The 26735-nt window shown below is 71.3% G+C and carries 28 protein-coding genes and 1 riboswitch; of the genes, 16 read left to right on the top strand and 12 right to left on the bottom strand.

Features of this window, described 5'->3' with window-relative positions; all coding sequences use genetic code 11:
- Positions 1 to 18: 18 nt before the first annotated feature.
- Positions 19 to 642 (bottom strand): response regulator, encoded by a 624-nt coding sequence (locus ACZ45T_RS33485; RefSeq protein WP_468447901.1) that lies wholly within the window; start codon positions 640 to 642, stop codon positions 19 to 21.
- Positions 639 to 1898: a sensor histidine kinase gene (locus ACZ45T_RS33480; RefSeq protein WP_468447900.1), complete on the bottom strand. Its 1260-nt coding sequence runs from the start codon at positions 1896 to 1898 to the stop codon at positions 639 to 641. Before ACZ45T_RS33480 ends, ACZ45T_RS33485 begins: the two co-directional genes overlap by 4 nt.
- Before the next feature lie 289 nt (positions 1899 to 2187).
- On the opposite strand from ACZ45T_RS33480, the gene ACZ45T_RS33475 reads away from it, so the two are divergent.
- The 3 genes from ACZ45T_RS33475 (at position 2188) to ACZ45T_RS33465 (ending at position 4656) form a co-directional block, all read left to right on the top strand.
- On the top strand, positions 2188 to 2748 hold the full coding sequence (locus ACZ45T_RS33475; RefSeq protein WP_468447899.1) for a GlcG/HbpS family heme-binding protein: 561 nt from the start codon (positions 2188 to 2190) through the stop codon (positions 2746 to 2748).
- A gap of 29 nt (positions 2749 to 2777) precedes the next feature.
- Entirely contained in the window at positions 2778 to 4193 is a 1416-nt protein-coding gene (locus tag ACZ45T_RS33470; RefSeq protein WP_468447898.1) for a M1 family metallopeptidase, read from the top strand.
- 64 nt (positions 4194 to 4257) lie between these two features.
- Positions 4258 to 4656 (top strand): VOC family protein, encoded by a 399-nt coding sequence (locus tag ACZ45T_RS33465; RefSeq protein ID WP_468447897.1) that lies wholly within the window; start codon positions 4258 to 4260, stop codon positions 4654 to 4656.
- A 607-nt stretch (positions 4657 to 5263) separates the two neighbouring features.
- On the opposite strand, the gene ACZ45T_RS33460 is transcribed toward ACZ45T_RS33465, so the two are convergent.
- Positions 5264 to 5839 carry a TerD family protein gene (locus ACZ45T_RS33460; RefSeq protein WP_360894077.1) on the bottom strand — a complete coding sequence of 192 codons (576 nt, stop codon included), beginning with the start codon at positions 5837 to 5839 and terminating at the stop codon, positions 5264 to 5266.
- Positions 5840 to 5980: 141 nt separating this feature from the next.
- Between ACZ45T_RS33460 and arfB the strand changes: the two genes are divergently transcribed.
- A complete protein-coding gene (gene arfB / locus ACZ45T_RS33455) occupies positions 5981 to 6415 on the top strand; it encodes an alternative ribosome rescue aminoacyl-tRNA hydrolase ArfB (RefSeq protein ID WP_468447934.1) in 435 nt (144 codons plus the stop codon).
- A gap of 75 nt (positions 6416 to 6490) precedes the next feature.
- Here arfB and ACZ45T_RS33450 read toward each other — a convergent pair whose 3' ends face one another.
- On the bottom strand, positions 6491 to 7060 hold the full coding sequence (locus ACZ45T_RS33450; protein ID WP_468447896.1) for a flavin reductase family protein: 570 nt from the start codon (positions 7058 to 7060) through the stop codon (positions 6491 to 6493).
- Positions 7061 to 7362: 302 nt separating this feature from the next.
- On the opposite strand from ACZ45T_RS33450, the gene cdgB reads away from it, so the two are divergent.
- A complete protein-coding gene (gene cdgB / locus ACZ45T_RS33445) occupies positions 7363 to 9147 on the top strand; it encodes a diguanylate cyclase CdgB (protein ID WP_468447895.1) in 1785 nt (594 codons plus the stop codon).
- A gap of 68 nt (positions 9148 to 9215) precedes the next feature.
- The gene (locus tag ACZ45T_RS33440) at positions 9216 to 10247 is read left to right on the top strand and encodes a CBM35 domain-containing protein (protein WP_468447894.1); all 1032 of its coding nucleotides are present in this window, start codon (positions 9216 to 9218) and stop codon (positions 10245 to 10247) included.
- Positions 10248 to 10283: 36 nt separating this feature from the next.
- Here the strand turns inward: ACZ45T_RS33440 and ACZ45T_RS33435 are convergent, their stop codons facing one another.
- The 3 genes from ACZ45T_RS33435 to ACZ45T_RS33425 form a co-directional block, all read right to left on the bottom strand.
- A complete protein-coding gene (locus ACZ45T_RS33435) occupies positions 10284 to 11204 on the bottom strand; it encodes a 1-phosphofructokinase family hexose kinase (protein WP_468447893.1) in 921 nt (306 codons plus the stop codon).
- 123 nt (positions 11205 to 11327) lie between these two features.
- Entirely contained in the window at positions 11328 to 12479 is a 1152-nt protein-coding gene (gene nagA / locus ACZ45T_RS33430) for an N-acetylglucosamine-6-phosphate deacetylase (RefSeq protein ID WP_468447892.1), read from the bottom strand.
- Positions 12479 to 13411 (bottom strand): ROK family protein, encoded by a 933-nt coding sequence (locus ACZ45T_RS33425; protein ID WP_468447933.1) that lies wholly within the window; start codon positions 13409 to 13411, stop codon positions 12479 to 12481. The genes nagA and ACZ45T_RS33425 overlap by 1 nt, the downstream gene beginning before the upstream one ends.
- 177 nt (positions 13412 to 13588) lie before the next feature.
- On the opposite strand from ACZ45T_RS33425, the gene ACZ45T_RS33420 reads away from it, so the two are divergent.
- The 3 genes from ACZ45T_RS33420 (at position 13589) to otsB (ending at position 16096) form a co-directional block, all read left to right on the top strand.
- Positions 13589 to 14890 carry an extracellular solute-binding protein gene (locus ACZ45T_RS33420; RefSeq protein ID WP_468447891.1) on the top strand — a complete coding sequence of 434 codons (1302 nt, stop codon included), beginning with the start codon at positions 13589 to 13591 and terminating at the stop codon, positions 14888 to 14890.
- A gap of 78 nt (positions 14891 to 14968) precedes the next feature.
- Entirely contained in the window at positions 14969 to 15205 is a 237-nt protein-coding gene (locus ACZ45T_RS33415; protein WP_468447890.1) for a DUF3263 domain-containing protein, read from the top strand.
- Between the two features lie 39 nt (positions 15206 to 15244).
- The gene (gene otsB, locus ACZ45T_RS33410) at positions 15245 to 16096 is read left to right on the top strand and encodes a trehalose-phosphatase (RefSeq protein WP_468447889.1); all 852 of its coding nucleotides are present in this window, start codon (positions 15245 to 15247) and stop codon (positions 16094 to 16096) included.
- Positions 16097 to 16408: 312 nt separating this feature from the next.
- On the opposite strand, the gene ACZ45T_RS33405 is transcribed toward otsB, so the two are convergent.
- Together ACZ45T_RS33405 and ACZ45T_RS33400 are read right to left on the bottom strand one after the other, a co-directional pair.
- Positions 16409 to 17788 carry an alpha,alpha-trehalose-phosphate synthase (UDP-forming) gene (locus ACZ45T_RS33405; RefSeq protein WP_468447888.1) on the bottom strand — a complete coding sequence of 460 codons (1380 nt, stop codon included), beginning with the start codon at positions 17786 to 17788 and terminating at the stop codon, positions 16409 to 16411.
- Positions 17789 to 17834: 46 nt separating this feature from the next.
- On the bottom strand, positions 17835 to 18785 hold the full coding sequence (locus ACZ45T_RS33400) for a glucosyl-3-phosphoglycerate synthase (RefSeq protein ID WP_468447887.1): 951 nt from the start codon (positions 18783 to 18785) through the stop codon (positions 17835 to 17837).
- Positions 18786 to 18971: 186 nt separating this feature from the next.
- Positions 18972 to 19127: riboswitch (SAM riboswitch) on the top strand.
- 17 nt (positions 19128 to 19144) lie between these two features.
- On the opposite strand from ACZ45T_RS33400, the gene thrC reads away from it, so the two are divergent.
- The 4 genes from thrC (at position 19145) to groL (ending at position 23333) form a co-directional block, all read left to right on the top strand.
- Positions 19145 to 20419, top strand: a complete 1275-nt coding sequence (thrC, locus tag ACZ45T_RS33395; protein WP_468447886.1) for a threonine synthase — start codon at positions 19145 to 19147, stop codon at positions 20417 to 20419.
- A 40-nt stretch (positions 20420 to 20459) separates the two neighbouring features.
- Positions 20460 to 20738: a MoaD/ThiS family protein gene (locus tag ACZ45T_RS33390; RefSeq protein ID WP_468447885.1), complete on the top strand. Its 279-nt coding sequence runs from the start codon at positions 20460 to 20462 to the stop codon at positions 20736 to 20738.
- A gap of 430 nt (positions 20739 to 21168) precedes the next feature.
- Positions 21169 to 21375: a cold-shock protein gene (locus ACZ45T_RS33385; RefSeq protein WP_030009783.1), complete on the top strand. Its 207-nt coding sequence runs from the start codon at positions 21169 to 21171 to the stop codon at positions 21373 to 21375.
- A 335-nt stretch (positions 21376 to 21710) separates the two neighbouring features.
- The gene (gene groL / locus ACZ45T_RS33380) at positions 21711 to 23333 is read left to right on the top strand and encodes a chaperonin GroEL (RefSeq protein ID WP_451490491.1); all 1623 of its coding nucleotides are present in this window, start codon (positions 21711 to 21713) and stop codon (positions 23331 to 23333) included.
- Between the two features lie 85 nt (positions 23334 to 23418).
- Here groL and ACZ45T_RS33375 read toward each other — a convergent pair whose 3' ends face one another.
- Together ACZ45T_RS33375 and ACZ45T_RS33370 are read right to left on the bottom strand one after the other, a co-directional pair.
- Positions 23419 to 23754, bottom strand: a complete 336-nt coding sequence (locus tag ACZ45T_RS33375; RefSeq protein WP_468447884.1) for a helix-turn-helix domain-containing protein — start codon at positions 23752 to 23754, stop codon at positions 23419 to 23421.
- Positions 23751 to 24128 (bottom strand): type II toxin-antitoxin system RelE/ParE family toxin, encoded by a 378-nt coding sequence (locus ACZ45T_RS33370; RefSeq protein ID WP_468447883.1) that lies wholly within the window; start codon positions 24126 to 24128, stop codon positions 23751 to 23753. The genes ACZ45T_RS33375 and ACZ45T_RS33370 overlap by 4 nt, the downstream gene beginning before the upstream one ends.
- 114 nt (positions 24129 to 24242) lie before the next feature.
- Here ACZ45T_RS33370 and ACZ45T_RS33365 point away from each other — a divergent pair, with 114 nt between their 5' ends.
- Positions 24243 to 24842, top strand: a complete 600-nt coding sequence (locus tag ACZ45T_RS33365) for a phosphoribosylanthranilate isomerase (RefSeq protein ID WP_468447882.1) — start codon at positions 24243 to 24245, stop codon at positions 24840 to 24842.
- A gap of 118 nt (positions 24843 to 24960) precedes the next feature.
- Complete coding sequence (locus ACZ45T_RS33360; protein WP_468447881.1) at positions 24961 to 25701, top strand: SDR family oxidoreductase; 741 nt, start codon at positions 24961 to 24963, stop codon at positions 25699 to 25701.
- A 25-nt stretch (positions 25702 to 25726) separates the two neighbouring features.
- On the opposite strand, the gene ACZ45T_RS33355 is transcribed toward ACZ45T_RS33360, so the two are convergent.
- Positions 25727 to 26056 (bottom strand): hypothetical protein, encoded by a 330-nt coding sequence (locus ACZ45T_RS33355; RefSeq protein WP_468447880.1) that lies wholly within the window; start codon positions 26054 to 26056, stop codon positions 25727 to 25729.
- 296 nt (positions 26057 to 26352) lie between these two features.
- On the opposite strand from ACZ45T_RS33355, the gene ACZ45T_RS33350 reads away from it, so the two are divergent.
- Positions 26353 to 26735, top strand: a 383-nt coding sequence (locus tag ACZ45T_RS33350; protein ID WP_468447932.1) for a GNAT family N-acetyltransferase, incomplete at its 3' end; no start/stop codon positions are given.

Raw genomic sequence — 26735 nt, 5'->3', positions numbered from 1 at the left:
CGGTGTGAGAGGGGCAGGTCACGAGGGGAGGAGGCGTTGCTCCTTGGCCACCGCGACCGCGCCCGCGCGGGTGTCGACGCCGAGTTTGTCGTAGATGCGGCCCAGGTGGGTCTTGACCGTGGCTTCGCTGATGAACAGGGCCCGGGCGATCTCGCGGTTGCCGAGACCGCGTGCGAGCTGGCCGAGGATGTCCAGTTCGCGGTCGGTCAGGGTGGGGCGGGTGCCGCGCATGTGGGCCATGACGCGGCTGGCGACGGGCGCGGAGAGGGTGGTGCGGCCCTGGGCCGCCGAGTGGATGGCGGCGAAGAGCTCCTCCGGGCGTTCCGCCTTGAGGAGGTAGCCCGTGGCGCCCGCGCCGATGGCCCGGGTGATGTCCGCGTCCGTGTCGTAGGTGGTGAGGACCAGGACGTGCGGGGGCCGGGGGAGGGCGGTGATGCGGCGGGTGGCCTCGACGCCGTCGATGCCCTCGCCGAGCTGGAGGTCCATCAGGACCACGTCGGGGTGCAGTTTGGCGGCCAGGGCGACGGCCTCCTCGCCGCTGCCCGCCTCGCCGAGGACTTCGATGTCCGGTTCGCTGCCGAGGAGGGCGAGGAGTCCGGCGCGGACCACGACGTGGTCGTCGCAGAGCAGGATCGTCGTCATGGGGTCGGCTCCAGGGGGATGGCGGCGGAGAGGACGGTGCCCTCGCCCGGGGTGGATTCGATCGTCAGGGTGCCGCCGAGCTGGCGGACGCGGGCCCGCATGGCGGGCAGGCCGTGGCCGCGTCCGGCGGCGTCGGTGCGGGGTTCGGTGAATCCGTGGCCGTCGTCGGCGATGTCGAGGACGACCTGGTCGCCGAGGAAGCTCAGGGTGAGGGCGGCCGTACGGGCGCCGGAGTGCTCGCGGACGTTGGCCAGCGCGCCCTGGGCTATGCGCAGCAGGGCGGACTGCACGCGGTCCGGGAGCGGGGCCGGGGTGCCTTCGAGGTGGAAGCGGACGTCGATGTCCGGGCCGGCGTCCAGGGCGCGCAGGGCGTCGGCGAGGCCGGCGCCGTCGGCGAGCTCGGACGGGGCGAGGTCGTGGACGAGCCGGCGGGCCTCGGCGAGTCCGTGTGCGGCGATGCCGGTGGCGGTACGGACGTGCGCGCGGGCGGTGGCCGGGTCGGCGTCCCAGGTCCGGTCGGCGGCCTGGAGCAGCATCTGCTGGCTGGAGAGGTTCTGCGCGAGGGTGTCGTGGATCTCCATGGAGAGCCGCTGGCGTTCGGCGAGGGTGCCTTCGCGGCGTTCGGTGGCGGCCAGTTCCCTGCGGGTGCGGATGAGGTCGTCGATCAGGGCCCGCTGGGCCTGGGCCTGGCGCTCCATGTGGACGAAGACGGCGGTGGCGAGGGCGGCGACGGCGGGCGGGGCGAGGAGGAGGTTGGGGTCGAAGGACTTGGCGAGCTTCAGCTGGGCGATCACCACGAGGGTGGTGAGGAGGGCGACGAGGACGATCGCGGCGCGGGCGGGGAGGGTGCGCAGGGCGGTGAAGAAGAGCGGTACGGCGCACCAGGCGAAGCTCGGCGCGAGGACGACCAGGACCACCCAGGTGGTGACGACCAGGCCGAGCCAGAGGAGGCGGCGGGCGGTGGGGCCGGGGCCGGTGCCCGTGCCGGTGTCTGTGCCAGTGCCTGTGCCCGTGCCGGTGCCTGCGCCGGTGCCCGTGCCTGTGCCGAGGGCGGGGCCGAGGACGTAGAGCAGGGCCAGGGTGATGCTGAGGGCGATGATCCACGGGGTGCGGGGGTCGCCGGGGTGGCGCAGGAGGAAGCGGACCAGGGAGGCGCCGAGGAGGAGGAAGAAGGCGGTGTGGGCGACGGTCGCCAGCGTGCGGGTGTCGTCGCGCGGCGGGGCGGGGCTCACTGGTTGCTCCTGGGGTCGGGGCATGCGTCCATTGTCGGCCGGGGGTGGGGGTGCGGGGCGGGTGCGGCGCCGTTGCCGGGGGCGCTGCCCCCGGACCCCCGCGCCTCAAACGCCGGCGGGGCTGGATATCGCGGCGTGCTGTGAGCAGCCAATACCTCGGGGGAGGCGGCCGCATCGGCCGATCGGTTGACCCTGGGGTCAACCGGTGTGGTGGGCGGGGGGAGCCGGTACGGGGACGGGGTGGAGGGGGGTTCGGGGACAGGGTTGGAGGAGTCACCGCGTCACCCGTTCTCACGCCTTCTCAGGAGCAGAGATGAACACCCGCACCCGCGTTCTCACCGGTACCGTCCTCGCCGTCGCCCTGGGCGCCGGGACCTTCGGTGCCGTGAGCGCCAGCGCCACGCCCGCCGCCAACGGTGCTCCGGCCGCCGCCGCGTCCAAGAAGAAGGACGAGACGAGCGACAAGAACTTCACCACGACGACGCACCTCACCGTCGACGCCGCCACCCGCGCCGCCCAGGCCGCGCTCCAGGCCGCCCAGGCCGAGAACCAGAAGGTGACCGTCGCGGTGGTGGACCGCAACGGCAACACCATCGTCACCCTGCGCGGCGACGGCGCCGGCCCGCAGTCCTACGAGTCGGCGCAGCGCAAGGCCTTCACCGCCGTGTCCTGGAACGCCCCGACCTCGGTGCTCGTGGGCCGCCTCGCCCAGACCCCGAACCTGAAGGACATCCCCGGCACCCTCTTCCTCGGCGGCGGCACCCCGGTGCAGTCGAACGGCGCCCCGGTCGCGGGCATCGGTGTGGCCGGCGCCCCGAGCGGTGACCTGGACGAGAAGTTCGCCAAGGCCGGCGTCGACGCCCTCAACAAGTAACCGCCGTAGGCGGACCTAGGATCGAGTGCGTGGAACACCGTGCTCTCTCCCGCCTCGCCGTCCCTGCCGTCGCCGCCCTGCTCGCCCTCACCACGGCGTGTACGGGCGGCCCGGTGCAGGGGCGGCCGGGTGCGTCGGGGCTGCGGGACCCGTTCTTCCCCAAGGCCGGCAACGGCGGTTACCAGGTCGACCACTACGAGCTGGACCTCGACTACGACCCCGCCGACGGGGAGTTGCACGCCACGGCCGTCATCACCGCCCGCGCCGACCAGGGGCTCAGTTCCTTCAACCTCGACCTCAGCGGCCTGAACGTCGAGGGCGTGACCGTCCAGGGCGCGGGGGCCCGGTACAACCGGACCGGCAACGAGCTGACCGTGCGCCCGGCCGAGGACCTGAAGCAGGGCGAGGTCTTCCGTACGGAGGTCGACTACGCCGGGAAGCCGAAGGCCCTGACCGACGCCGACGGTGCCAAGGAAGGCTGGATCACCACCGAGGGCGGCGGCGCGGTCGGCGTCGGCGAGCCGGTCGGTTCGATGGCCTGGTTCCCCGGCAACCACCATCCCAGCGACAAGGCCACCTACGACATCACGCTCACCGTCCCGCAGGGCTACGAGGCCGTGTCGAACGGCGAGTTGCGCTCCCGTACCGATACGGGCGACGGGCGGACCGAGTTCGCGTGGCACAGCCCGGAGCCGATGGCGAGCTATCTGGCCACCGCCGTCGTCGGCAAGTACAAGGTGACGACCGGGCGGACGCCGTCGGGGATCCCCGTGTACGAGGCCGTCGCGCCCGGGGAGGAGGCCGCGAGCGCGGGGAAGCTCGCGCGGCTGCCGGAGATGGTGGAGTGGGGCAGCGGCCGGTTCGGGCCGTACCCCTTCAGCTCGGTGGGTGCGGTCGTGCTGCCCGCCGAGACCCTCACGTACGCGCTGGAGACCCAGACCAGGCCCGTCTTCCCCGGTGCGCCCGGGGAGGAGGAGCTCGTGCTGCACGAGCTCGCCCACCAGTGGTTCGGCAACTCTGTGTCGCCGAAGTCCTGGAAGGACATGTGGCTCAACGAGGGCTTCGCGACGTACGCCGAGTGGCTGTGGGCCGAGGACCACGGCGGGCCCACCGCGCAGCAGCACTTCCAGGCCTTCCTGGACGGCGACACGGCCGTCGACGAGGCCGCCGACTCCGACTGGGACGCCTTCCCGCCGGCCTCCCCGCCCGGGCCCGAGCACATCTCCGCGGACCCGGTGTACTACCGCGGCGCGATGGTCCTGCACCGGATCCGCCAGGAGGTGGGCGACGAGAAGTTCTTCGACATGGTGCGCGGCTGGGCGGCCGGGCACCGGCACGGGAACGCGGACACGGCCGACTTCACCGCCTACGCGCAGGAGCGGACGGGCCACGATCTGAAGAAGGTCTGGGACGTCTGGCTGTACGGGGAGGCCCGTCCCAGTTGATCCCGGTGCCGTGCGGCGTAGCATCAAAAGGGTGACGGCTCACCACCAAGAGGAGGTGGCGTCCATGCCTGAGGTTCTGGGAATCGGGCATCTCGCCCTGACCGTGAGCGAAGTGAAACGCAGCGCGGATTTCTACAACCGGCTGTTCGACACGCAGACGGTTCTCGACGTGGAGGACGAGTTCGGCCCCTTCGTGGCCATCGCCTCCCCGGCCTTCGTCCTCGGATTCCGCACGCACGGGACGACCGACCGGTCGGACGCCTTCGACCCGGCGCGGGTCGGGCTGGACCACTGCGCCTTCCACGTCGCGGACCGGGCGGCGCTGGAAGCCTGGGAGTCCCGGCTGGACGAGCAGGGCATCGCGCACTCCGGCATCGTCGAGGATCCGTCCGGACTCCATCTCAACTTCAGGGATCCGGACAACATCGCCGTGGAGTTCTACCGTCCCGCCGCGCAGGGCTGACCGGCGCGCAGGGCTCACCGCGCAGGGCTTACGGGGTTTCGAGCGGCTTGCGCAGCACCGTGCAGTCGCGGCCCTGGTCGATGTCCTGGGTCCGGCGCAGCGTGAGGTAGCCCTGGGCCTGCCAGAACGCGAGGGCCTTGGGGTACTGCTCGCCAGGGGCTGCGAGCGGGTGTGCGTTAGCTCGATTGGGTGTTTGTCGGATTGGTGGCTTGCGAGGGGTGGTGCCCGGTCGGGTAGCGTCGCCGGTGCGATCTGGGACGCCGGGTGCGGTGCCAGCGTGCGGGGCCCCTGCACCACCAGAGTGATGGTTCAGGGCCTCCCCGTCGCCTTTGGCCGCGCACATTTGGCCAGGTCGTGAAGGAACCGGACCTCCTGGAACGGACCACGCACAGGATGCGTGTCGCCGGCCGGGTTGCGAAAGCCGGGACCCAGTGCGCCCAAGACCGTTCGGGGCGTGCCGCTGTGCAGGGCTCATCCCTGCACAGCGCACAGGAACGGTTGTTGTCCAGTACGGCGAGCCGTACTGGACGTTTGGAGAATCACCAGGTGCACGCTGGCGAAGCCCCCTCCCGGCCGGGAGGGGGCTTCGCCAGTAAGGAGTCCGTCCTCAGACGTTGACGCCGAAGTCCTGGGCGATGCCGGTCAGGCCGGAGGCGTAGCCCTGGCCGACCGCGCGGAACTTCCACTCGGCGCCGTTGCGGTAGAGCTCGCCGAAGACCATGGCGGTCTCGGTCGCCGCGTCCTCGGAGAGGTCGTAGCGGGCGATCTCGGCGCCGCCGGCCTGGTTCACGACGCGGATGTACGCGTTGCGGACCTGGCCGAAGTTCTGGCTGCGGGTCTCGGCGTCGTAGATGGAGACCGGGAAGACGATCTTGTCCACGTCGGCGGGCAGGCCGGCGAGGTTGACGTTGATCGCCTCGTCGTCGCCCGCGCCCTCGCCGGTGCGGTTGTCACCGGTGTGCACGATGGTCTGGTCCGGGGTGGACCGGTTGTTGAAGAAGACGAAGTGGCCGTCGGAGACGACCTTGCCCGTCGGGTTGACCGCGATGGCCGAGGCGTCGAGGTCGAAGTCCACACCGGTGGTCGTGCGGACGTCCCAGCCGAGGCCGACCGTGACGGCAGCGAGGCCGGGGGCCTCCTTCGTGAGCGAGACGTTGCCGCCCTTGGACAGGCTGACAGCCATGGGAATGTCCCTTTCCTCATCCGACATGCACGTACAGCACGTACAGGCGGTCAAAGTACCGCTGCCTCCTATAACGCGACGAGGGGGTCGTCGGGTTCCCGTCGTGAAATGCGGGTGACGGGGGCGGGGCGGGGACGGATCATAGGGGGCATGCCTGGTCCCTATGTCATCCGCGGTTCGGTCGTGCTCCCCGAGGGCGAGCTCGCCTGGCGATTCTCGCGATCCTCCGGACCCGGCGGGCAGCACGTGAACACCTCGGACTCGCGCGTGGAGCTGATGTTCGACGTGGCGGCGACGAACGCGCTGCCGGAGGTGTGGAAGGAGCGGGCGCTGGAGCGGCTGGCGTCCCGCCTGGTGGGCGGGGTCGTGACCGTACGGGCCTCCGAGCACCGCTCGCAGTTCCGCAACCGGGAGATGGCGCTGGTGCGGATGGCTTCGCTGCTGGCGGAGGCGACTGCGCCGCCGCCGAAGTCGCGGCGCGCGACGAAGATTCCGCGGGGGATCAATGAGCGGCGGCTGCGGGAGAAGAAGGCCCGGGCCGAGACCAAGCGGGGGCGGACCGGGCGGGACTGGTAGCCGTATCCGTGCCCTGCGGCGCCGTTGCCGGGGCGCTGCCCCGGACCCCGCGCCTCAAACGCCGGCGGGGCTGGATTAGTGGCCCAAGTGGCGGTAGCGGCCGCGGAAGTAGGTCAGGGGCTGGGCGTCCGGGTGGGGGAGGTTGGACGTCAGGACGCGGGCGATGACCAGGGTGTGGTCGCCCGCCGGGACGCGGTTTTCCGTGCGGCATTCCAGGGTGGCCAGGGCGCCGGTCAGCAGGGGGGCGCCGGAGGCCTCGCCGCGGACGTACGGGACGTCCGCGAAGAGCAGGCGGTCGCTGATGCGGCCCTTCATCGCGAAGCGGCCCGCCACCTGGAGCTGGTGCTCGGAGAGGACCGAGACCGCCCACAGCGGCTGTTCCTCCAGGAGGTCGTCCATCCGGGAGCCTTCGCGCAGGCTCACCATGACCAGCGGCGGGTCCAGGGACACCGACATGAAGGCGGTCGCCGTCATGCCGACGTCCTCGCCGCGCGGGCCGTCCGCCGTCAGGGGGGTCTCGTGTGCGGTGATCAGGCACACGCCCGCCGCCAGCCGGGACATCGCGGTCCGGAACTCGTCGTTGCTCACTCCCTCAGCATGGGGGTTTGCCTGGGCCGGGGTGGGTACGGGGGTCGTCTTCAGCACGTGAAAACGCTAATCTCGCTCTCCCGCGCCGTACATCGGGCCTTGGTCCGAGTCGCGTCCCCGCCCCTTGACCTAGGCCCGGGCGTATCGTTTGCTCACGGGAATGTGAGGGAGCGCTCCCAGTCGTCAGGAGCCCCACCGCGCACCGTTATTCATCCCATGTGACTTGAGTCACAGAGGGCAAGATTTGTTGACCCTGTGTACCTGCCGCACAGCTCACTGTGATTCAGTGGACGGGACACCGCAACGAAACGCCGATGACAAACCTGGAGTTGCTGTCGAGGTCTCGGGGAGAGCGAGCAATGGAGACCGAGTCGGAGCCGTACGTCCGTCTTGCGACCCTGCGGCAGCTGCACCGGGTGGTGGCCGAGCTCAATACGGCCAGGAGCCTGGCGGACACTCTGCAGACCGTCGTGGACGGCATCGTCGTGGGCCTCGGCTACGAACTCGCCTGTGTCAACCTCGTACGCCCGGACGGTGATCTGGTAGTCGCCGCCTTCGCGGGCGACCCCGCCGCCGAAGCTCTCATCACCGGCCGCGTCGGCTCCCGCGCCTCCTGGGAACGCCGTCTGACGATGGGTGAGAACTGGGACGGGCTCCGCTTCATCCCGCACACCGAGGGCTGGATCCTCCTGGAGGACGACGTCCCCCAGTGGCACACCGACGGCCCCGATCCGCGGTTCGAGGACGAGTGGCACCCCGAGGACCGGCTCTACGCACCCATGTACGCGTCCGGCGGTGAACTGCTGGGTGTCATCTCGGTGGACAGACCGCGCAACGGCCGCCGGCCCGGCGCGTGGGGCCGCGAGGCGCTCCAGATGTACGCCTTCCAGGCGGCGATTGCGATCAGCAATGCGAGGCTCCGCGCGAACATGCAGCGCGCCCTCGTGCGGCTGGAGCGCGAGCAGCAGGCGCTGCGCGCCAGCGAGGAGTCCTTCCGCCAGGCCTTCGAGTACGCGCCCAGCGGCATGGCCATCGCCGAGATGGGCGGGGACCAGCACGGCCGGTTGCTGCGGACCAATGACGCGCTGTGCCGGCTCCTCGGCCGCCCGGCCTCCGTGCTGCGCCGCTACTCCTTCTCCGACCTGGTCCACCCCGAGGACATCGGCACCCTGCTGCGCACCTCCGCCGAGGGCGGCCGCGCCGAGCTGCGCCTGGGCCGGCGCGACGGCACGTATGTATGGGTCTCGCTGCGCAACTCCGTGGTCGCCGACGCCGCCGACGGGCCGCGGTTCCTGCTCACGCACGTCGAGGACATCGAGGAGCGCAAGCGGCACGAGCTCCAGCTCGCCCACCGCGCCAGCCACGACTCGCTGACGGGCCTGCCCAACAGCGCCGAGCTGCGGTCGCGGCTCGGCGCCCGGCTGTGTCGCAGGCCGCAGTCCGTACGGGCCACCGCGGTGGAGGCCCTGGACGCGGCCTTCGAGGGGCGCGACGCGCGCGACGGGCGCGAGGGATACGGCGTGCACGCGGGGCACGACGGGTACGAGGTGCGGGCCGAGGCGGGCGCCGGAGCCGGCGGTGAGCACGGCTTTCAAGCGGACGGATCCGACGGCCACGGCCCCCACGGCGCCCACGCGAACGGGTCCGACCCCTTCGAGTTCCCCGGGGTGCCGGCCGCCCGCACGGACGGACCGTACGACCATCACGTGCACATGGTGGCGCCCGCGACCGACGTCGACGACGGGACGAAGGGGCTCGCGGTGCTCTTCTGCGACCTCGACGGCTTCAAGTCGATCAACGACCGGTTCGGGCACCACACGGGTGACGCGGTCCTGATCGAGGTCGCCCGGCGGCTGACGACGGGCGTCAGGGACGGTGACACCGTCGCTCGGCTGGGTGGTGACGAATTCGTCGTCCTGGCCGACGGTCTGGGCGCCGCGGACGCCGCCGATCTCGCCGTCCGGCTGCGCAACGCGATCATCCCGCCGATCCGGGTGGACGGCCGTGCGGTGCGTGTCGGGGCCAGTTTCGGCATCGGCTGGGCCAGCTGCGGCATGTCGGCGGACGAGGTGCTGCGCTCCGCCGACCAGCGGATGTACATCGAGAAGCGGTCCCGGTCCAAGACGCACCGCAGGGCCGGCTGAGGCGATCTGTCGCCCGTGGGCGCACGTGTTCGGGGTAGGCTCCCGGGGGTCGAAAGGAGTGACCTGCGATGACGACGCCCGCGAACAACGGCCCGCACGGTGGGGCGAACAAGCCCGAGGACGACGATCCGTTCGGCTACCTCTACGAGGATGGCCAGGCGGCCGGAGCCACACCGCCAGGTCAGGGCGGCGCATACGGCTACCCGGGGCCCGCGGGTGGCGGTCCTTCCGGCGCGCAGCCCGGTGTTCCCCGTACCTCCCACCACCAGGTGCGGACGGTCGGCGAGCGCAGGAACGGCGGTGCCCAGCGCGGCCCCGTCCCGCACCAGCAGAGCCCCGCGCAGCCCCCGGCCTACCAGGCCCAGTACCAGGCCCCGGAAGCCCTCCAGGCGGGCGGCTACGGCGTTCCGCAGCAGTCACAGCCCCCGCAGCACCAGACCCAGACGATCTCGCACTCCGGCGGCCACGGTGGCGGCGGTGGCGGTTCCAGCCGCCGGGGTCTGCTGATCGCGGCCGTCGCGGTGGTCGGCGCGGTCGTGATCGGCATCGGCGCGGCCCTGGCCTTCGGCGACAAGGGCAAGGACAAGAACGAGGACTCCGCGAACGGCGGGCAGCAGTCGCAGGCCCCGCAGAACCCGGCCAGCCCGGCGCCGAGCTCCCCGAAGCCCTCGGAGGCCCCGCTGCCGAAGGCGGACTTCGGCGGCGCCGGAATGTCCCTCACGGGCGGCGCGCGGCTGGACAACACGCTGCCGGGTGCGAAGAGCGCCAACGGTCAGTACGTGACCGGTCTGAACGCGATCGGCGCCGCGGCGACGTGGACGCTCGACGTGCCCAAGGCGGGCGAGTACAAGCTGAAGATGACCTACGGGGTGCCCGGCAAGGACGCCTTCACCACGCTGACGGTCAACGGCGAGGCGCAGACCCGGCCGATCAGCATGAAGAACTACTCCAAGGCCGCCGAGGGCGACTGGGCCAAGGGCTGGACCAACACGTACTCGATCGTGCAGCTCAAGCCGGGCTCCAACACGATCAAGATCTCGTGCGAGGCGGGCAACCAGTGCGACGCCGTCCTCGACCAGCTGTGGCTCGAGAAGAACTGAGTCCTTGCTGACCCGGCCCGGTCCGCCGGGCAGGCCCTAGTCGGCCTGTGTGACCTTCACCGACCCCCGTACCTCCTCGTAGGTGCGGGGGTCGAATTCTCCCGCCACCGGGGCGAGCACCGTGGCCGCCGAGAGGGCGACGGCCCGCGTGAGGCGGTCCGGCCACTCCAGGCCCTCCGCCAGGGCGGACAGCAGCCCGGCGACCGCGGAGTCCCCGGCCCCGGTGGGGTTGCCGGACAGCGGCCGCGGCGGGGCCGCCCGCCAGCTGCCCTCGGCGGTGGCGGCCAGCAGGCCGTCCGCGCCCAGTGAGGTGACCACCGCGTGCGCGCCCCGGCGGCGGGCGTCACGGGTGGCGGGCAGCGGGTCGCGGGACCCGGTGAGCTCGGCCAGCTCGGCGGCGTTCGGCTTGATGATCTCGGGGCGGGCGGCGACCCCGCGGCGCAGGGCCTCGCCGCTGGTGTCCAGCAGTACGGGTACGCCGGCCGCGCGGGCCTGGCGTACGAGCACCGCGTACGCGCCCACCGGCACGCCCGGCGGGAGGCTGCCGCACAGGGCGACGGCCCGGGCGCCGAGGACGAGCTCCTCGTAGCGGGCGAGGAACCGGGACCATTCCGCGGGCGTGATCAGCGGGCCCGGTTCGTTGAACTGGGTGGTGTCGCCGGATGCGTCGTCGACCACGGCCAGGGTGCGCCGGGTGCTGCCCTCGCAGGGGAGCAGGGCGTCGACCACGCCCGCCGAGCGCGCGAGCAGTTCGCGTACGACGGAGCCGGTCGGGCCGCCGGCGAAGCCCGTCGCGGTGACCTGGTGGCCGAGCGCGGCCAGCACGCGGGCGACGTTGATCCCCTTGCCGCCCGGGCGTTCGGTGACGGCGGCCACCCGGTGCGAGGCGTGCGGAAGCAGTCGCGGCACGCGGTAGGTGACGTCGAGTGCGGTGTTGAGCGTCACGGTCAGGATCATGGGCTCCCCCGGGTCTGTTGCTGCCGGGATCATGCCAAAGAGATCGCGGTCGGCCCAGTCCCTGGTCGTGTCCCTGGCCGACCATCCTCCGCGCGTACGGCCTGTTGGCCGTCAGATCACCGCTCAAACGGTGGGATTGACGATCCATTCGCCGCGCCGCATGACGCCCTTGAGGTCGAATCCGGCGTCGAGGACGACGAGGTCCGCGTACTTGCCGGGTTCCAGCGAGCCGATCTCGTCGTACAGGCCGATCAGCTTGGCCGGGTTGGCGGAGATCGCCTGGACCACGGACTCCACCGGCAGCTGGTCGACGGTCACCGAGCGCTTGAAGGCGGTGTCCAGGGTGAGCGTGGAGCCGGCGATGGAGCCGCCCTCGACGAGCCGGGCCACGCCCTCCTTGACCTCGACCTCCAGCGGGCCCAGGTGGTAGGTCCCGTCGCCGAAGCCGGCCGCGTCCATCGCGTCGGTGATCAGCGCCACGCGGTGCGCGCCCGCGTGGTGGAAGGCCAGTTCCAGGGCGGCCGGGTGCAGGTGGGTGCCGTCGTTGATGAGCTCGACGGTGATCCGCTCGTCCTCCAGCAGGGCGGCGATCGGGCCGGGTTCGCGGTGGGCGAGGCCGGGCATCGCGTTGAAGAGGTGGGTGGCCACGGTCGCGCCCGCGTCGATGGCGGCGCGCGTCTGCTCGTACGTGGCGTCCGTGTGCCCGATCGCGGCGATCACCCCGTGCTCGGCCAGCAGCCGTACGGAGTCCAGGCCGCCGGGGAGTTCGGTGGCGAGGGTGAACATGCGGGCGGCGCCGTGCGCGGCGTCGATCAGCTTGCGGACCTCGGCCGGGTCGGGGTCGCGGAGCAGGTCCTCCTTGTGCGCGCCCTTGCGGCAGGCGTTGATGAAGGGGCCCTCGAAGTGGATGCCCGCGATCTCGCCCTGCTGGGTGAGCTCGGCGAGGAGCCCGGCCCGCCGGGCCAGTTCGTCGAGGTCGCCGGTGACGGTGGAGGCGATCAGGGTGGTGGTGCCGTGCTCGCGGTGGGTCCGTACGCCCTTGAGGACCTCCTCGGCGGTGCCGGAGGTGAAGGAGGCGCCGCCGCCGCCGTGGTTGTGCATGTCCACGAAGCCGGGGACGATCCAGTGCCCGGACAGGTCGACGAGCCGTGCGCCCTCGGGGGCGCTGCCGGCGATGCGGTCGCCGTCGACGATGACCCTGCCGTTGGCCACGGTTCCGGTGGGCAGCACCACCCTGGCGCCGGAGAGAACAGTGCTGTGCGCGCTTCCGGACATCAGGCAGGTACCTCCGTGGCGAGTAGGTCCCAGGCGAGCAGCCCTGCGCCCAGGCATCCGGCGGTGTCCCCGAGGGCCGCCGGCACGATGTGGGGGAGCCGCTGGAACGTCACGCGCTCCTCCACGGCCCTCCGTAGTGGTGTGAACAACGTTTCCCCTGCCTCGGCCAGCCCGCCACCGATGATCAGCGTGCGCGGGTCCAGCAGGGTGATCGCGGTGACCAGTCCGTCGGCGAGGGCGCCGACGGCGGCCAGCCAGACCTCCCGGGCGCGTGCGTCGCCGTCCTCGACGGCCTTGGCGCAGTCCGCGGCGTCCGCGTCGGGGTCGCCGCAGGCGGCGGCCCAGGCGCGGCTGACGGCGGAGGCGGAGGCGAGGGTCTCCAGGCAGCCGTGCTGGCCGCAGCCGCAGGCGGGGCCGCCGGGGCGTACCACGATGTGCCCGATCTCGCCCGCGTAGCCGTGGGCGCCGGCCTCGATGCGGCCGGCGATGCCGATGGCTCCGGCGATGCCGGTGCCGAGGGGGACGAAGAGGAAGCGGTCGGCGCCGCGGCCCGCGCCGATGCGGCCTTCGGCGAGTCCGCCCGTGCGGACGTCGTGGCCGAGGGCGACCGGGATTCCGCCGAGGCGCGTGCTGAGCAGGGCGCGCATCGGTACGTCGCGCCAGCCCAGGTTCGCCGCGTAGACGGCGATCCCGTTCTCGGCGTCGACGATGCCGGGGACGGCGACTCCGGCGGCCGAGGCGGTCTCGCCGTAGCGTTCCCGGCCGGTTTCGAGCAGCTCGGCGGCGAAGGCCTGGATCGTCTCGACGACGGCGTCGGGGCCCCGCTCGCGGCCGGTGGCGCGGCGCGCTTCGTGGAGCAGGGTGCCGTCGGCGGCGACGAGGGCGGCCTTCATCCCGGTGCCGCCCACATCGAGGGCGATGACGTGTTTCACGGGTTTCACAGGGGACAGTCTCGCGTGCTCGGCGGGGAAAGGTCTAGTCCATTGAGGGGGATTGTTGAGCGGCCATACAAATTCGGGACCAAGGTCGGGATCCGGATGTGGACGAGCCGCCAAAGTGGTGTAGACCTTACGTGGATCGTACGTACAACAAGGGGTGGATCGAGAACCGTGAAGGGCCGTTACCAGAGCCTGGCCGCATCCGGCGCCGCACTGTGCCTGACTGCCGTGACGCTGACGGGCTGCGGAGCCGTCGGTGGACTCACCGGGGACAACGAGGTGACCCTCCGGGTCGTGGCGGCCGACTACGGGGACAATCCGCAGAACTCCTCGACCGCCTACTGGAAGGGCCTCGCCGACGGCTTCGAGAAGGCCAACCCCGGCGTGAACGTCGAGGTCAGCGTCTACTCCTGGTCCGAGGTCGACGCCAAGGTCGCCGAGATGGTCAAGGCCGGCAAGGCCCCCGACATCGCGCAGATCGGCGCCTACGCCGACTACGCGGCCGCCGGCAAGCTGTACTCGGCGGCGGAACTGCTCTCCGTGAAGACCGAGGCCGACTTCCTCGGACCGCTCGCGGACGCGGGCAAGGTCAAGCAGGTCCAGTACGGGCTGCCCTTCGTGGCCAGCACCCGGCTGCTCTTCTACAACGAGAAGCTGCTGACCGACGCGGGCGTGCTCGCGAAGGACGCCAAGGCCGGCTGGCAGCCCAAGAGCTGGGCGGACCTGGAGGCGGCGGCGAAGAAGCTCAAGGGCGCGGGCGTGCCCACCCCCTTCGCGCTGCCGCTGGGCCGCGAGGAGGCCCAGGCCGAGACGATGATGTGGATGCTGTCGGGCGGTGGCGGCTACACCGACAACGAGGAGTCGTACTCCATCGACTCCCCCGACAACGTCAAGACGCTGGAGTTCCTGCGGGACAAGATGGTCGGGCAGGGGCTGACCGGACCGGTCGAGCCGGGCAAGCTGGACCGCCAGGCCGCCTTCGAGGCCTTCGCCAAGGGCGAGGTCGGGATGCTCAACGGGCACCCCACGCTGCTGAAGCAGGCCGCCGCCAAGGGCGTGAAGTACGGCATGGTGCCGCTGCCGACGTCCGACGGGAGCGACCAGCCGGCGATGGGCGTCGCGGACTGGGTCATGGCCTTCAAGAACGGGCACCGGGCGGAGTCCGGGAAGTTCCTGGACTTCCTGTACCAGCCGAACAACGTGACGGCCTTCACCGACAAGTACGACCTGCTGCCGGCCACCACCAGCGGCTACCGCGCGAAGCAGGCCGCCACGGAGGGGTCCTCGCCGCAGCTGAAGACCTTCCTGGCGGCGCTGCCCACCTCGCGGCTGTACCCGGTCGGCAAGAAGTCCTGGGCGGGCGTCAGCGAGGACATCAAGCAGAACATCGGCAAGACCGTCCAGCCGGGCGGGCAGCCGGCGAAGGCGCTGGAGGAGATCGCGACCGCCGCGCGCGCGGCGGACCAGCGCTGACGGCGGTCGACGGCGGGCGGCGGCGGGCGGCGGCAGGGGAGCGGGGCCGGTGTCAGCGGGCGGCGTTAATCTGGCGGTATGACGGACGAGGGGCAGTTGACGGCCACGGAGGCCGCGGTGCTCGCGTACGAAGGACGCACCTGGCCCGGGCCCGGAGCCAAGGAACGGGCCATCCGGGAAGGGCTGGGGATGACCCCCGTCCGCTACTACCAGCTGCTCAACGCGCTGCTGGACGACCCCCGGGCGCTGGCCCACGCCCCGGGCACGGTGAACCGGCTGCGGCGGATCCGAGAGGCGCAGCGGGCCCGGCGATAGCCGTAGCCGTCACCCGTTCGGGCCGTTAGGGTCGTGCGTATGGGGAGCCATCCGCACGACTTGCCGATGCCCGTCACCGCAGCCGGACGCGAGGGACTCGAGGCCCTCCTCCGTGCACCCCGCCGGTCCGTGATCGCCCTGGACTTCGACGGCACCCTCGCCGACATCGTCCCGGACCCGGACCAGGCCCGAGCCCACCCCGGAGCCGTCCCGGCCCTCTCCGCGCTCGCCCCCGAGGTCGACTCGGTCGCCGTGATCACCGGCCGGCCGGCGGGCGTCGCCGTCCGCTACGGGGGCTTCGCGGGCGTGCCGGGCCTGGAGCACCTGGTGGTGCTGGGCCACTACGGGGCCGAGCGGTGGGACGCGGTCACGGGCATCGTGCACGCCCCGGCCGAGCACCCCGGGGTGGCGGCGGTACGGGCGGAGCTGCCGGGCTTCCTGGACTCCATCGGCGCGTGGCGCGGGACCTGGATCGAGGAGAAGGGCCGCGCGCTGGCCGTGCACACCCGGCGGGCGGAGAACCCGGCGGCGGCCTTCGCGGCCCTGCGCGAACCCCTGGCCGAGCTGGCCGCCCGCCACGGGCTGATGGTGGAGCCGGGCCGCGCGGTCCTGGAGCTGCGCCCCCCGGGCATGGACAAGGGCGTCGCCCTGACGGAGTTCCTGGCGGAACGGGGCGCGGAGGCGGTGCTGTACGCGGGGGACGACCTGGGTGACCTGGCGGCGTACTCGGCGGTCGAGAAACGACGGGCCGACGGCCGGCCGGGTCTGCTGGTCGCCAGCGGCTCGGCGGAAGTCCCGGAGCTCGCCTCCCGCGCGGACCTGGTCCTCCCGGGCCCCGCCGCGGTAGCGGCCTTCCTGGCCACCTTGGCCACGGCCATCTCCAGCGCCTGAACCTGTGCCGCAGGGCGCGGCGCCGCTGTCGGGGGCGCTGCCCCCGAACCCCCGTGCCTCAAACGCCGGCGGGGCTGGATTTTGCCGCTGCGCGGCAACCCTGCCCGGCCCGGGCGCAAGGTTGCGCTGCGCACACTTGCAGGCTGACGCCGGCCAAATTCAGCCTCGCCGGCGTTTGAGGAGCGGGGTCTGGGGCGGAGCCCCGGGAAGCGGCGCTGAGCGTTCATTGCCGGGCGCGGCGCCGCTGTCGGGGGCGCTGCCCCCGAACCCCCGCGCCTCAAACGCCGGCGAGGCTGATTGTGCGGCGCAGCGTCACGCGCGCAGGTCGGACAGCTGGGCCGTGAACCAGGCCGTCGGGGGGAGGGCCGTGGCGGCCGCCGCCAGGCGCTTCGTGCGTTCCGCGCGCTCGCCCGCCGGCATGGCCAGCGCAGCGTGCAGCGCCGCGGCCGTTGCCGTCACGTCGTACGGGTTCACCGTCAGCGCGTCCTCGCGGAGCTCCTCGTACGCCCCCGCCCCCGTGGACAGGACCAGCGCGCAGCCCGCCTCCGACACCACCGGGATCTCCTTCGCCACCAGGTTCATCCCGTCCCGGACCGGGTTCACCAGTGCCACGTCCGCCAGCCGGTACGCCGCCAGGGAGCGGGCGAAGTCGTCCTTCACCGACACCAGCACCGGCTGCCAGTGCTCCGTCCCGAACTCCTCGTTCACGGCCGCCGCCAGATCCCGTACCGACTGCGTGTAGTCCCGGTACACCGCCAGGTCCTGCCGGGAGGGGTACGCCGAGGCGAGGTGGACGACCTGGCCCCGCCATTGCGGGTACGAGGCCAGGAGCTCCCGGTACGCGAGCAGGCCCCGCAGGATGTTCTTCGACAGCTCCGTCCGGTCCACCCGGACGATCGTCTTCAGGCCGCCGACCTCCGCCCGCAGGTCCGCCAGCTTCGCGTCGACCTCCGGCCGGTGGGCGAGGGCGCGCAGCTCGTCGCCGTCCACACCCAGCGGGTACACGGCCACACGAGTCGTCCCGGCCCCCGCACCCGCCCCCGCACCCGTGCCCTCCACGAACGCGTTCGCCCACGCCCGCGTGTGGAAGCCCACCACGTCCGCGCCGAGCATCCCCCGCACCAGCTCGAGGCGGACGTCGGACGGGAGCATGTGGAGGAACTCCGGCGACGCCCACGGCGTGTGCGTGAAGTGCCCGATCCGCAGGTCCGGCCGCAGCTCCCGCAGCTGCCCGGGGACCAGCGCCAGGTGGTAGTCCTGCACCAGGACGCACGCCCCCTGCGCCGCCTCCTCGGCGAGAGCCTCGGCGAAGGCGCGGTTGTAGGCCGTGTACGAGTCCCACAGCCGCCGGAACTCCGCGTCGAAGACCGGCTCGCGCGGGATGTCGTACAGGTGGTGGTGGGTGAACCACAGCACCGAATTGGCGATCCCGTTGTACGCGTCGTCGTACATGGTGGGATCGATGTCCAGCATCCGGACGCCGGGCTCGGCCACTCCCCGGCGGACCGCCTCCCGGTCCGCCTCTGACAGCGCCGCGCAGATCCACAGCGCCTCCGGCTGCTCCGCGAGGGCCGCGGAGAGCCCGGAGACGAGCCCGCCCCCGCCGCGCCGGGCGCTGAGCGTGCCGTCGGTGTCGAGGGCGTACGAGAGCGGGCCGCGGTTGGCGGCGACGAGTACCTGGGATGAAGCCATGTCGCGAACCTAGCCCGGCCCGGGTCGCCTCAAACCGTCCGTTGCGTCACGCCACGCGCCGCAGCGCGTACTCCCTGATCCCCAGCATCGGCGGCCGCTCCTCGGTGTCCACCGCGTAGGTCCGCGGCACGAAGCCCTCCGGCCCCCGCTCGAACTGCGTCAGCTCCGGCCGTACGAGGTGCCCGCGCGAGAGCCGCAGCAGGGCCGTGCGGTAGATCGCCGCGGCCATCCGGCCCAGCGCCTGCCCGTCCTGGTGGCGGTGGAGCCGTACGCCCACGTCCACCTGGGCCAGCGCGTCCAGCCCGACCGTGTGCAGCGCGTCCACCAGCAGGCCCAGCTCGACGCCGTAGCCGACGGGGAACGGCAGCCGCTCCAGCAGGGAGCGCCGTACGGCGTACTCGCCGCCCAGCGGCTGGACGAAACCGGCCAGCTGCGGCCAGTGCAGGTTGAGGAGGGGGCGGGCGACGAGTTCGGTGACCCGGCCGCCCTGGCCGGGAGCGTCGCCCAGCGGGCGGTCGTACATCGCCTTGACGAACTGCACGTCCGGCTCGGTCAGCAGCGGCCCCACGATGCCCGAGACGAAGGAGGCCGAGAAGTCCCGCAGGTCGGCGTCGACGAAGCAGACGATGTCCCCGCTGGTGGCCAGCAGCGAGCGCCACAGCACCTCGCCCTTGCCGTGCAGCGGCGGGATCCTCGGCAGGATCTCGTCGCGGTGCACCACCCGGGCTCCGGCCTTCGCCGCGACCTCCGCGGTCCGGTCGGCCGAGCCCGAGTCGATGACCACCAGTTCGTCCACCAGGGGGACGGGCAGTCCCTCGATCAGCTCGCGCCGGATCACCTCGACGATCGCGCCGACGGTGGCCTCCTCGTTGAGCGCGGGCAGCACCACGCTGACCGTGCTGCCTGTCGCCCGTTTCCGGTCGAGCAGCTGGTCGAGCGGTCGGTCGGCGGCTGACCAGGAGCGGTCGGCCAGCCAGCGCTCCACCTCTTCCAGCACCCTCAGCACTCCCTGTTTCGTCCCCTGAATGGACCGATTTGTGATCCATCTCGCGGTTCGGACGGCTGTCTCAACCACCCGGCCCTTCGGTTACAGTCTTGAACAACGCGAAGGACCACCGCATGCCGGGGGTCCCCGCGAACAAACGCACCGGCGCGCCATAGAGCGCGTGTGCCGGTGCCATACCGCTCATCCAGAGGGGCAGAGGGACACGGCCCGTTGAAGCCCCGGCAACCCTCCAGTCGGTTCTCGCCATGCGTACGACGCATCCGCGCGAGGTCCCCGGCTAGGGAAGGTGCCAATTCCGTCTCATGGCGAAGTGCGCCATGGGGAAGATGAGGAGAAAGGGCCTCGCCATCATGGCTGCACAGACTGTTGCCACCTCTGTCGATCTCGGACCTGCCACCGGCCTCTCGTGTCGCGAGTGCGGTACCCGATTCGAACTCGGACCCATCTTCGCGTGCGTCGAGTGCTTCGGACCTCTGGAAGTCGCCTACGACCTTCCCACCGGTGACCCCGAGGCCCTGCGCGCCGCGATCGAGGCCGGCCCCAACAACATCTGGCGTTACGCGCCGCTGCTGCCCGTCCCCGCGGACGTGGCCTCCAAGCCGAGCCTGAACCCGGGCTTCACCAAGCTCGTGGACGCGGCCAATCTGGCCAAGGAGCTCGGCGTCACCGGCAAGCTCTACGTCAAGGACGACTCCGGCAACCCGACGCACTCCTTCAAGGACCGCGTCGTGGCCATCGCCGTCGAGGCCGCCCGCGCCTTCGGCTTCACCACCCTGTCCTGCTCCTCCACGGGCAACCTGGCCGGCGCCGTCGGCGCCGCGGCCGCCCGGGCCGGCTTCCGCTCCTGCGTGTTCATCCCGCACGACCTGGAGCAGGGCAAGGTCGTCATGGCCGGTGTCTACGGTGGCGACCTGGTCGGCATCGAGGGCAACTACGACGACGTCAACCGCTTCTGCTCCGAGCTCATCGGGGACCCGCTGGGCGAGGGCTGGGGCTTCGTCAACGTCAACCTGCGGCCGTACTACGGCGAGGGCTCCAAGACCCTCGCGTACGAGATCTGCGAGCAGCTCGGCTGGCAGCTGCCCGACCAGATCGTGATCCCGATCGCGTCCGGCTCGCAGCTGACGAAGATCGACAAGGGTCTCCAGGAGCTGATCAAGCTCGGCCTCGTCGAGGACAAGCCGTACAAGATCTTCGGTGCCCAGGCCGAGGGCTGCTCCCCGGTGTCGACCGCCTTCAAGGCCGGTCACGACGTGGTCCGCCCGCAGAAGCCGAACACCATCGCCAAGTCCCTGGCGATCGGCAACCCGGCGGACGGCCCGTACGTCCTGGACATCGCGCGGCGCACCGGCGGCTTCGTCGAGGACGTCAACGACGAGCAGGTCGTCGAGGCCATCAAGATCCTCGCGCAGACCGAGGGCATCTTCGCCGAGACCGCGGGCGGCGTGACCGTCGGCGTGACGAAGAAGCTCATCGAGAACGGTCAGCTCGACCCGGCGCTGACCACCGTCATCCTCAACACCGGTGACGGCCTCAAGACCCTGGAGGCGGTGGCCGCGGACAGCGGGCAGACCGCCACCATCCGCCCGAGCCTGGACGCGTTCCGCGCCGCCGGCCTGGCGTGACCTGACCAACCCCCTGCTCTACCGGAAAGGCAGTAGCGCCATGAGCGTCAACGTCCGCATCCCCACCATCCTGCGCACCTACACCGGCGGTCAGGCCGAGGTTTCCGCCGAGGGCGCGACCCTCGCCGAGGTCATCGAGTCCCTGGAGAAGAGCCACCCGGGCATCGCCGCGCGCGTCCTGGACGACCAGGGCAAGCTGCGCCGCTTCGTGAACGTCTACGTCAACGACGACGACGTGCGCTTCGAGGGCGGGCTGGAGGCGGTGACGCCGGACGGCGCCGGTGTCTCGATCATCCCCGCCGTGGCCGGCGGCTGCTGAACACCTCGCCGGGCACCCGGCTGGACATCCGGCCGGGAACTCGATGAAACGCGAAAAACCGTAATTGCCCCCTCCGCTAAAAGCGGAGGGGGCAATTCTGCTTGATTGGGCACGGTAGAGTTGGGGAAGTCCCCTCCGCGGTTCTTGCCCGCCGCATATGAACGGGCCGCGTGAGGGTCGACATCGGGCCAATGTGCAAGCGCGGTATGGGGCTTTGGCGAGATATGTCGGGCCCGAGTTGCCCTGGAAGATGCCAACTTTTCACTCTATTTCAATGTTTCTCGGTGCCCAGAATTCTCGTCGGATTGACCTGTTGCAGACAGCACTCGCGCAGATACATTCAGCCTCGGTCGACGCGTTCCGACGCAAGTTCTGACCCGGGAGCGCGAAGTGCGTTCCTGCGCAAGGGCCAGTAATAGGGGAGTTAGGCATGGCTCAGGGCACCGTCAAGTGGTTCAACGCGGAGAAGGGCTACGGCTTCATCGCGGTCGACGGTGGTGCGGATGTGTTCGTCCACTACAGCGCCATCCAGATGGACGGGTACCGCACCCTTGAAGAGGGTCAGCGGGTCGAGTTCGAGATCTCGCAGGGCCAGAAGGGTCCGCAGGCGGACATGGTCAAGCTCGCGCTCGGCTAGTCCTGAAGCGATCGACCAAGACGAACGACCAAAGACCTACGAGGGGCTCACATCCTGGACACGGGATGTGAGCCCCTCGTGCGTGTGCCCGGTACTGGCGGGGCGTTGTCCCAAGGGACCGGCGGGGCGTTGCCCCAAGCCGCTTGCACTCGTGGGGGTCGAGTGCTAATCATTGGCGTTAGCACTCTCGGGTTGAGAGTGCTACTGAACGAGGACCGGGTCGGTGAGGCCCGCAGGGTCCGGCGGGAAGGAACCGCCGGGCACGCAGGCCGTCCGTCGCGGGCGCGGGCGCGGTCCTGGGAGCAATCCACCGCTGTCCGGGAGGACCACTTCAGATGGCCAAGATCATTGCGTTCGACGAGGAGGCCCGCCGCGGCCTCGAGCGTGGGATGAACCAGCTCGCCGACGCCGTCAAGGTCACCCTTGGCCCCAAGGGTCGCAACGTCGTCCTTGAGAAGAAGTGGGGCGCCCCCACGATCACCAACGATGGTGTCTCCATCGCCAAGGAGATCGAGCTCGAGGACCCGTACGAGAAGATCGGCGCCGAGCTGGTCAAGGAAGTCGCCAAGAAGACGGACGACGTCGCCGGCGACGGTACGACCACCGCCACCGTGCTCGCCCAGGCGCTCGTCCGCGAGGGCCTGCGCAACGTGGCCGCCGGTGCCAACCCGATGGCCCTCAAGCGTGGTATCGAGAAGGCCGTCGAGGCCGTCTCCGCCGCCCTGCTCGCCCAGGCCAAGGATGTCGAGACCAAGGAGCAGATCGCTTCCACGGCCTCCATCTCCGCCGCCGACACCCAGATCGGCGAGCTCATCGCCGAGGCCATGGACAAGGTCGGCAAGGAAGGCGTCATCACCGTCGAGGAGTCCCAGACCTTCGGTCTGGAGCTGGAGCTCACCGAGGGCATGCGCTTCGACAAGGGCTACATCTCGGCGTACTTCGCCACCGACATGGAGCGCATGGAGTCGTCCCTCGACGACCCGTACATCCTGATCGTCAACTCCAAGATCGGCTCGGTCAAGGACCTGCTGCCGCTCCTGGAGAAGGTCATGCAGTCCGGCAAGCCGCTGCTGATCATCGCCGAGGACGTCGAGGGCGAGGCCCTGTCGACCCTGGTCGTCAACAAGATCCGCGGCACCTTCAAGTCCGTCGCCGTCAAGGCCCCGGGCTTCGGAGACCGCCGCAAGGCCATGCTCGGTGACATCGCCATCCTCACGGGCGGCACGGTCATCTCCGAGGAGGTCGGCCTCAAGCTGGAGAACGCCGGTCTCGACCTGCTCGGCCGCGCCCGCAAGGTCGTCATCACCAAGGACGAGACCACCATCGTCGACGGTGCCGGTGACAGCGACCAGGTCGCCGGTCGCGTGAACCAGATCCGCGCCGAGATCGAGAACTCCGACTCGGACTACGACCGCGAGAAGCTCCAGGAGCGCCTCGCGAAGCTGGCCGGCGGCGTGGCCGTCATCAAGGCCGGCGCCGCGACCGAGGTCGAGCTCAAGGAGCGCAAGCACCGCATCGAGGACGCCGTTCGCAACGCGAAGGCGGCCGTCGAGGAGGGCATCGTCGCCGGTGGTGGCGTGGCCCTGCTCCAGGCCTCCTCGGTCTTCGAGAAGCTCGACCTGTCGGGTGACGAGGCGACCGGCGCCAACGCCGTGAAGCTCGCCCTCGAGGCCCCGCTGAAGCAGATCGCCGTCAACGGTGGTCTCGAAGGCGGCGTCGTCGTGGAGAAGGTCCGCAACCTGACGGTTGGCTGGGGCCTGAACGCCGCGACCGGCGAGTACGTCGACATGATCGCCGAGGGCATCATCGACCCGGCGAAGGTCACCCGCTCTGCCCTGCAGAACGCGGCGTCCATCGCGGCCCTCTTCCTCACCACCGAGGCCGTCATCGCCGACAAGCCCGAGAAGGCCGGCGCCGGCGCCCCGGGCGGCATGCCGGGCGGTGACATGGACTTCTGATCGACCCCCGGCTCCGGCCTCTGGTTGATCGGCTGTTCTCGAACGAGGGCGGCACTCCCTGCGGGGGGTGCCGCCCTCGGGCGTTTCAGGCGGCGGGGCGCGCGACGAAGGTGACCTCTTCCCGGTCCTCGCTCAGGGCGATGTTCAGCGAGGCGTCCAGAGCGTGCGCGAGGCGGCGCAGCAGGGGCAGGGTGGGCACCGCGTCCGCCCCCTCCACGCGGGAGATCTTCGCCTGGGTCAGGCCGGCCCTCTCGGCCAGCTCGGTCTGGGACAGCCCCAAGGCCTTGCGCCGGTCGTACACGGCCTTGGCGAAGGCCATCGCGAGGCGGATCTCTGCCCGCTCGGCCTCGACCTCATCCGACTCGACGTGCACACCTGCGGCCTTCTTCTCCCGGGCCAGCTTCCAGCGGGTGTGGTTCATGAGGCGTCCCCTTCCTCGCCGCGGCCATATGTCATGTGGGCCGGTCCGTGCTCCTTCTCGCACACCATACGAGCCGTGACCGCGCGGGTGACTTGGGCTGACTCGTGCATGCGCGTCTTGCGGAACACGGTGAGCATCACGATTCTGTGTCCCGGTGCGAACCAGTACGTGATCCGAGTGGCGACCCCGTCGAGCGTGGGCCGTAGCTCGTACACCCCATCCCTGAGTGGTCGAGCGAAGGGCATCGGCGTCCGGGCAGCATGGACCGCCAGCAGCTCCGCGTACTCCTCGACCTTTCGGTACTGCTTGTCCGGTAGCAGTTCCAGCCAGCTCCGCACTTCAGGCTCCAGCTCGATCACGTGCAGATCGTTCATGCCACGCCGCGTATTATGTCGTCCACGACATAATACGCCTGCGGCGACCACGCGCACCTCATCGGGTGGGGATGCCCGGGCGGTTGACGCGGCGGGTTTGGTTGACTGGACGGTATGAGCGAACTCTTCGTCAAGATCTGCGGGTTGCGGACCGAGCCCGACGTCGATGCCGCCGTGGCGGCCGGGGCCGATGCCGTGGGGTTCGTGTTCGCGCCCGGCAGTCCGCGCACGGTCGACGCCGCCACCGCGCGGGCGCTGGCGGCTCGGGTCCCGGACGGGGTGCTGACCGTCGGGGTGTTCCGGGGGCAGTCGGTCGCGGAGGTGCGCCGGTTCACCGAGGAGAGCGGCGTGCGGGGCGTGCAGCTGCACGGCGAGGAGGGCCCCGAGGACTTCGCGGCGCTGCGCGCCGAGGGCCGGACGCTGCTGAGGGCCACCGCCGAGCACGTGAAGCGCTGCGGTGAGTACGGCGAGGACCTGCTGCTGCTCGACGCCCCCGACCCCGGCTCCGGCAAGCCGTGGAACTGGGGGTCGGCGGACTTCACCGCGCCCGAGGGGCACTGGCTGCTGGCCGGCGGGCTGAACCCGGGGAACGTGCGGCGGGCCGTCCTGACCACCGGCGCGTGGGGCGTGGACGTGTCCAGCGGGGTGGAGCGGGAGCGCGGGGTGAAGTCGCCGGAGCTGATCCGAGCCTTCATCGAAGCCGCGCGCGGCTAGGACCGGGACCGGGGCCGGGGCTGGGCCCGGGGGCTGGCCGAATCTTTTCGTAGCGACCGTTAGCGATCTCGTGTTAGGTTATTTCTGTAGTGACCGTTACTGAATCGAGGGGGTCCCCATGGGAAAGAACGCACTGGTCACGGGCGGCAGCCGGGGCATCGGCCGGGCCATCGCCGAACGGCTGGCCGCCGACGGGGCGACGGTCGTGCTCACCTACGCGAACGACGAGACGGCCGCGCGGGACACCGTCGACCGGATCGTCAAGGACGGTGGCCGGGCCCACGCGCTCCGGGCGGAGCTCGGCGCGCACGGGGACGCCGCCGCGCTCTGGACGGCCTACGACGAACTCGGCCTCGACGGGGTCGACATCATCGTCAACAACGCCGGGATCGGCCTGGCGCTTCCCCTCGGCCAGGTCGGCGAAGAGGACTTCGACCGGGTCTTCGCGGTCAACGTCCGGGCGCCGTTCTTCGTCGTGCAGGAGGCCCTCGGGCGGCTGCGCGACGGCGGGCGGATCATCAACATCTCCAGCGGTGCCGCCACCATCGCGATGCCCGAGATCCTGGCCTACTCGGCCACCAAGGGGGCCCTCGACACCCTGACCCTGAACCTCGCCAAGGCCCTCGGGTCGCGGGGCATCACCGTCAACTCGGTGGCGCCCGGCATCATCGACACCGACATCAACGCGAGCTGGCTGCGCGGCAACGCCGAGGCCGAGACGTACGCCGCCTCGCTCGCCGCGCTCGGCCGGATCGGGCAGCCCGAGGACATCGCCGACGTCGTCGGCTTCCTCGCCTCTCACGCTGGCCGCTGGGTTACGGGGCGGGTGGTCGACGCGACCGGTGGCTCCGGGCTGTAGAGCCGGGCCCGCGGCCCGGCTGTGTTCACGGGACGTTCGTGACCGTCTCGCAGCGGACGGCCACGTCCGCGGTGCCCGCCTCGCCGTCGCAGCTGTCGGTGGCGGGGCCGCCGTCCAGGACGTCGTTGGCCGGGCCGCCGTCGAGGCGGTCGTTGCCGGCCCCGCCGATCAGCCGGTCGTGGCCGCCGAGCCCGCAGATGAGGTCGTTGCCGCCGTTGCCGTTGATCGTGCCCGTACCGGTGAGGGTGGCGGGAACGCCGAAGCAGGTGGGCGCGACGGCCGCAGTGCTGCTCACCGGGAACCCCAGGGTGATCAGCGCCGCGGTGACGACACCGGCCGCGATGATGCGAGCCATGCGAATCTTCCTCCGACGGTCCATAACGGCATCGGGGGAGGGCTGCCCCGCGGCGGCCGGTGCGCAGCAGGGCTTGGGCCAGGCGGCCCGCATTCTCCTTCGTACGGGCGTACGGTGCGGCCGCAGCCGGTGCAGAGCGTTGCTGAAGGCGCTGGTCAGCGTGGTGGCGTCGGCCAGATCCGCGAGCAGACGTGAGCCGGAGTGGTTGACCGCCCCGTGCCCGTCGGCGCTGACGGCGAGCTGCGAAAAACTTGTTGGACCGGATGGCTGGGCGATGCCACAGTCTGGCTGTGACCATGACCAGAGGTTATTCCGTACCTGTTTCGTTGGCCGACGGCCTCGCCCTGCGACAGGCGAGGCCCGCAGATCTCGACCAGATCGGCGCGCTCCTGTCCGAGCGCGGTGAGCCGGACGACGCCATCGACCACCGGCTGGTTGTCACCGATCCGGACGCGGGCTTGTCCGCCTGTGCCGTGGTTGTCGACGGCGACCGGGTCGTGTCCACCGCGACGCTCCTCGACGAGGAGGTGTGCATCGGGGGCGTCCGCCTGCCCGCCGGCCAGGTGGAACTGGTCGCCACCGACAGCGAATACGAGGGACGCGGGCTCGTAAGGGCGCTCATGCACTGGGCTCACGAGCGTTCTGCCGCCCGTGGCCACCTCGTCCAGGCGATGATCGG

Source organism: Streptomyces sp. NPDC030995, assembly GCF_055571215.1.
Note: the sequence above shows the minus strand (reverse complement) of the source record. Positions and strands in the feature narration are given on the sequence as shown.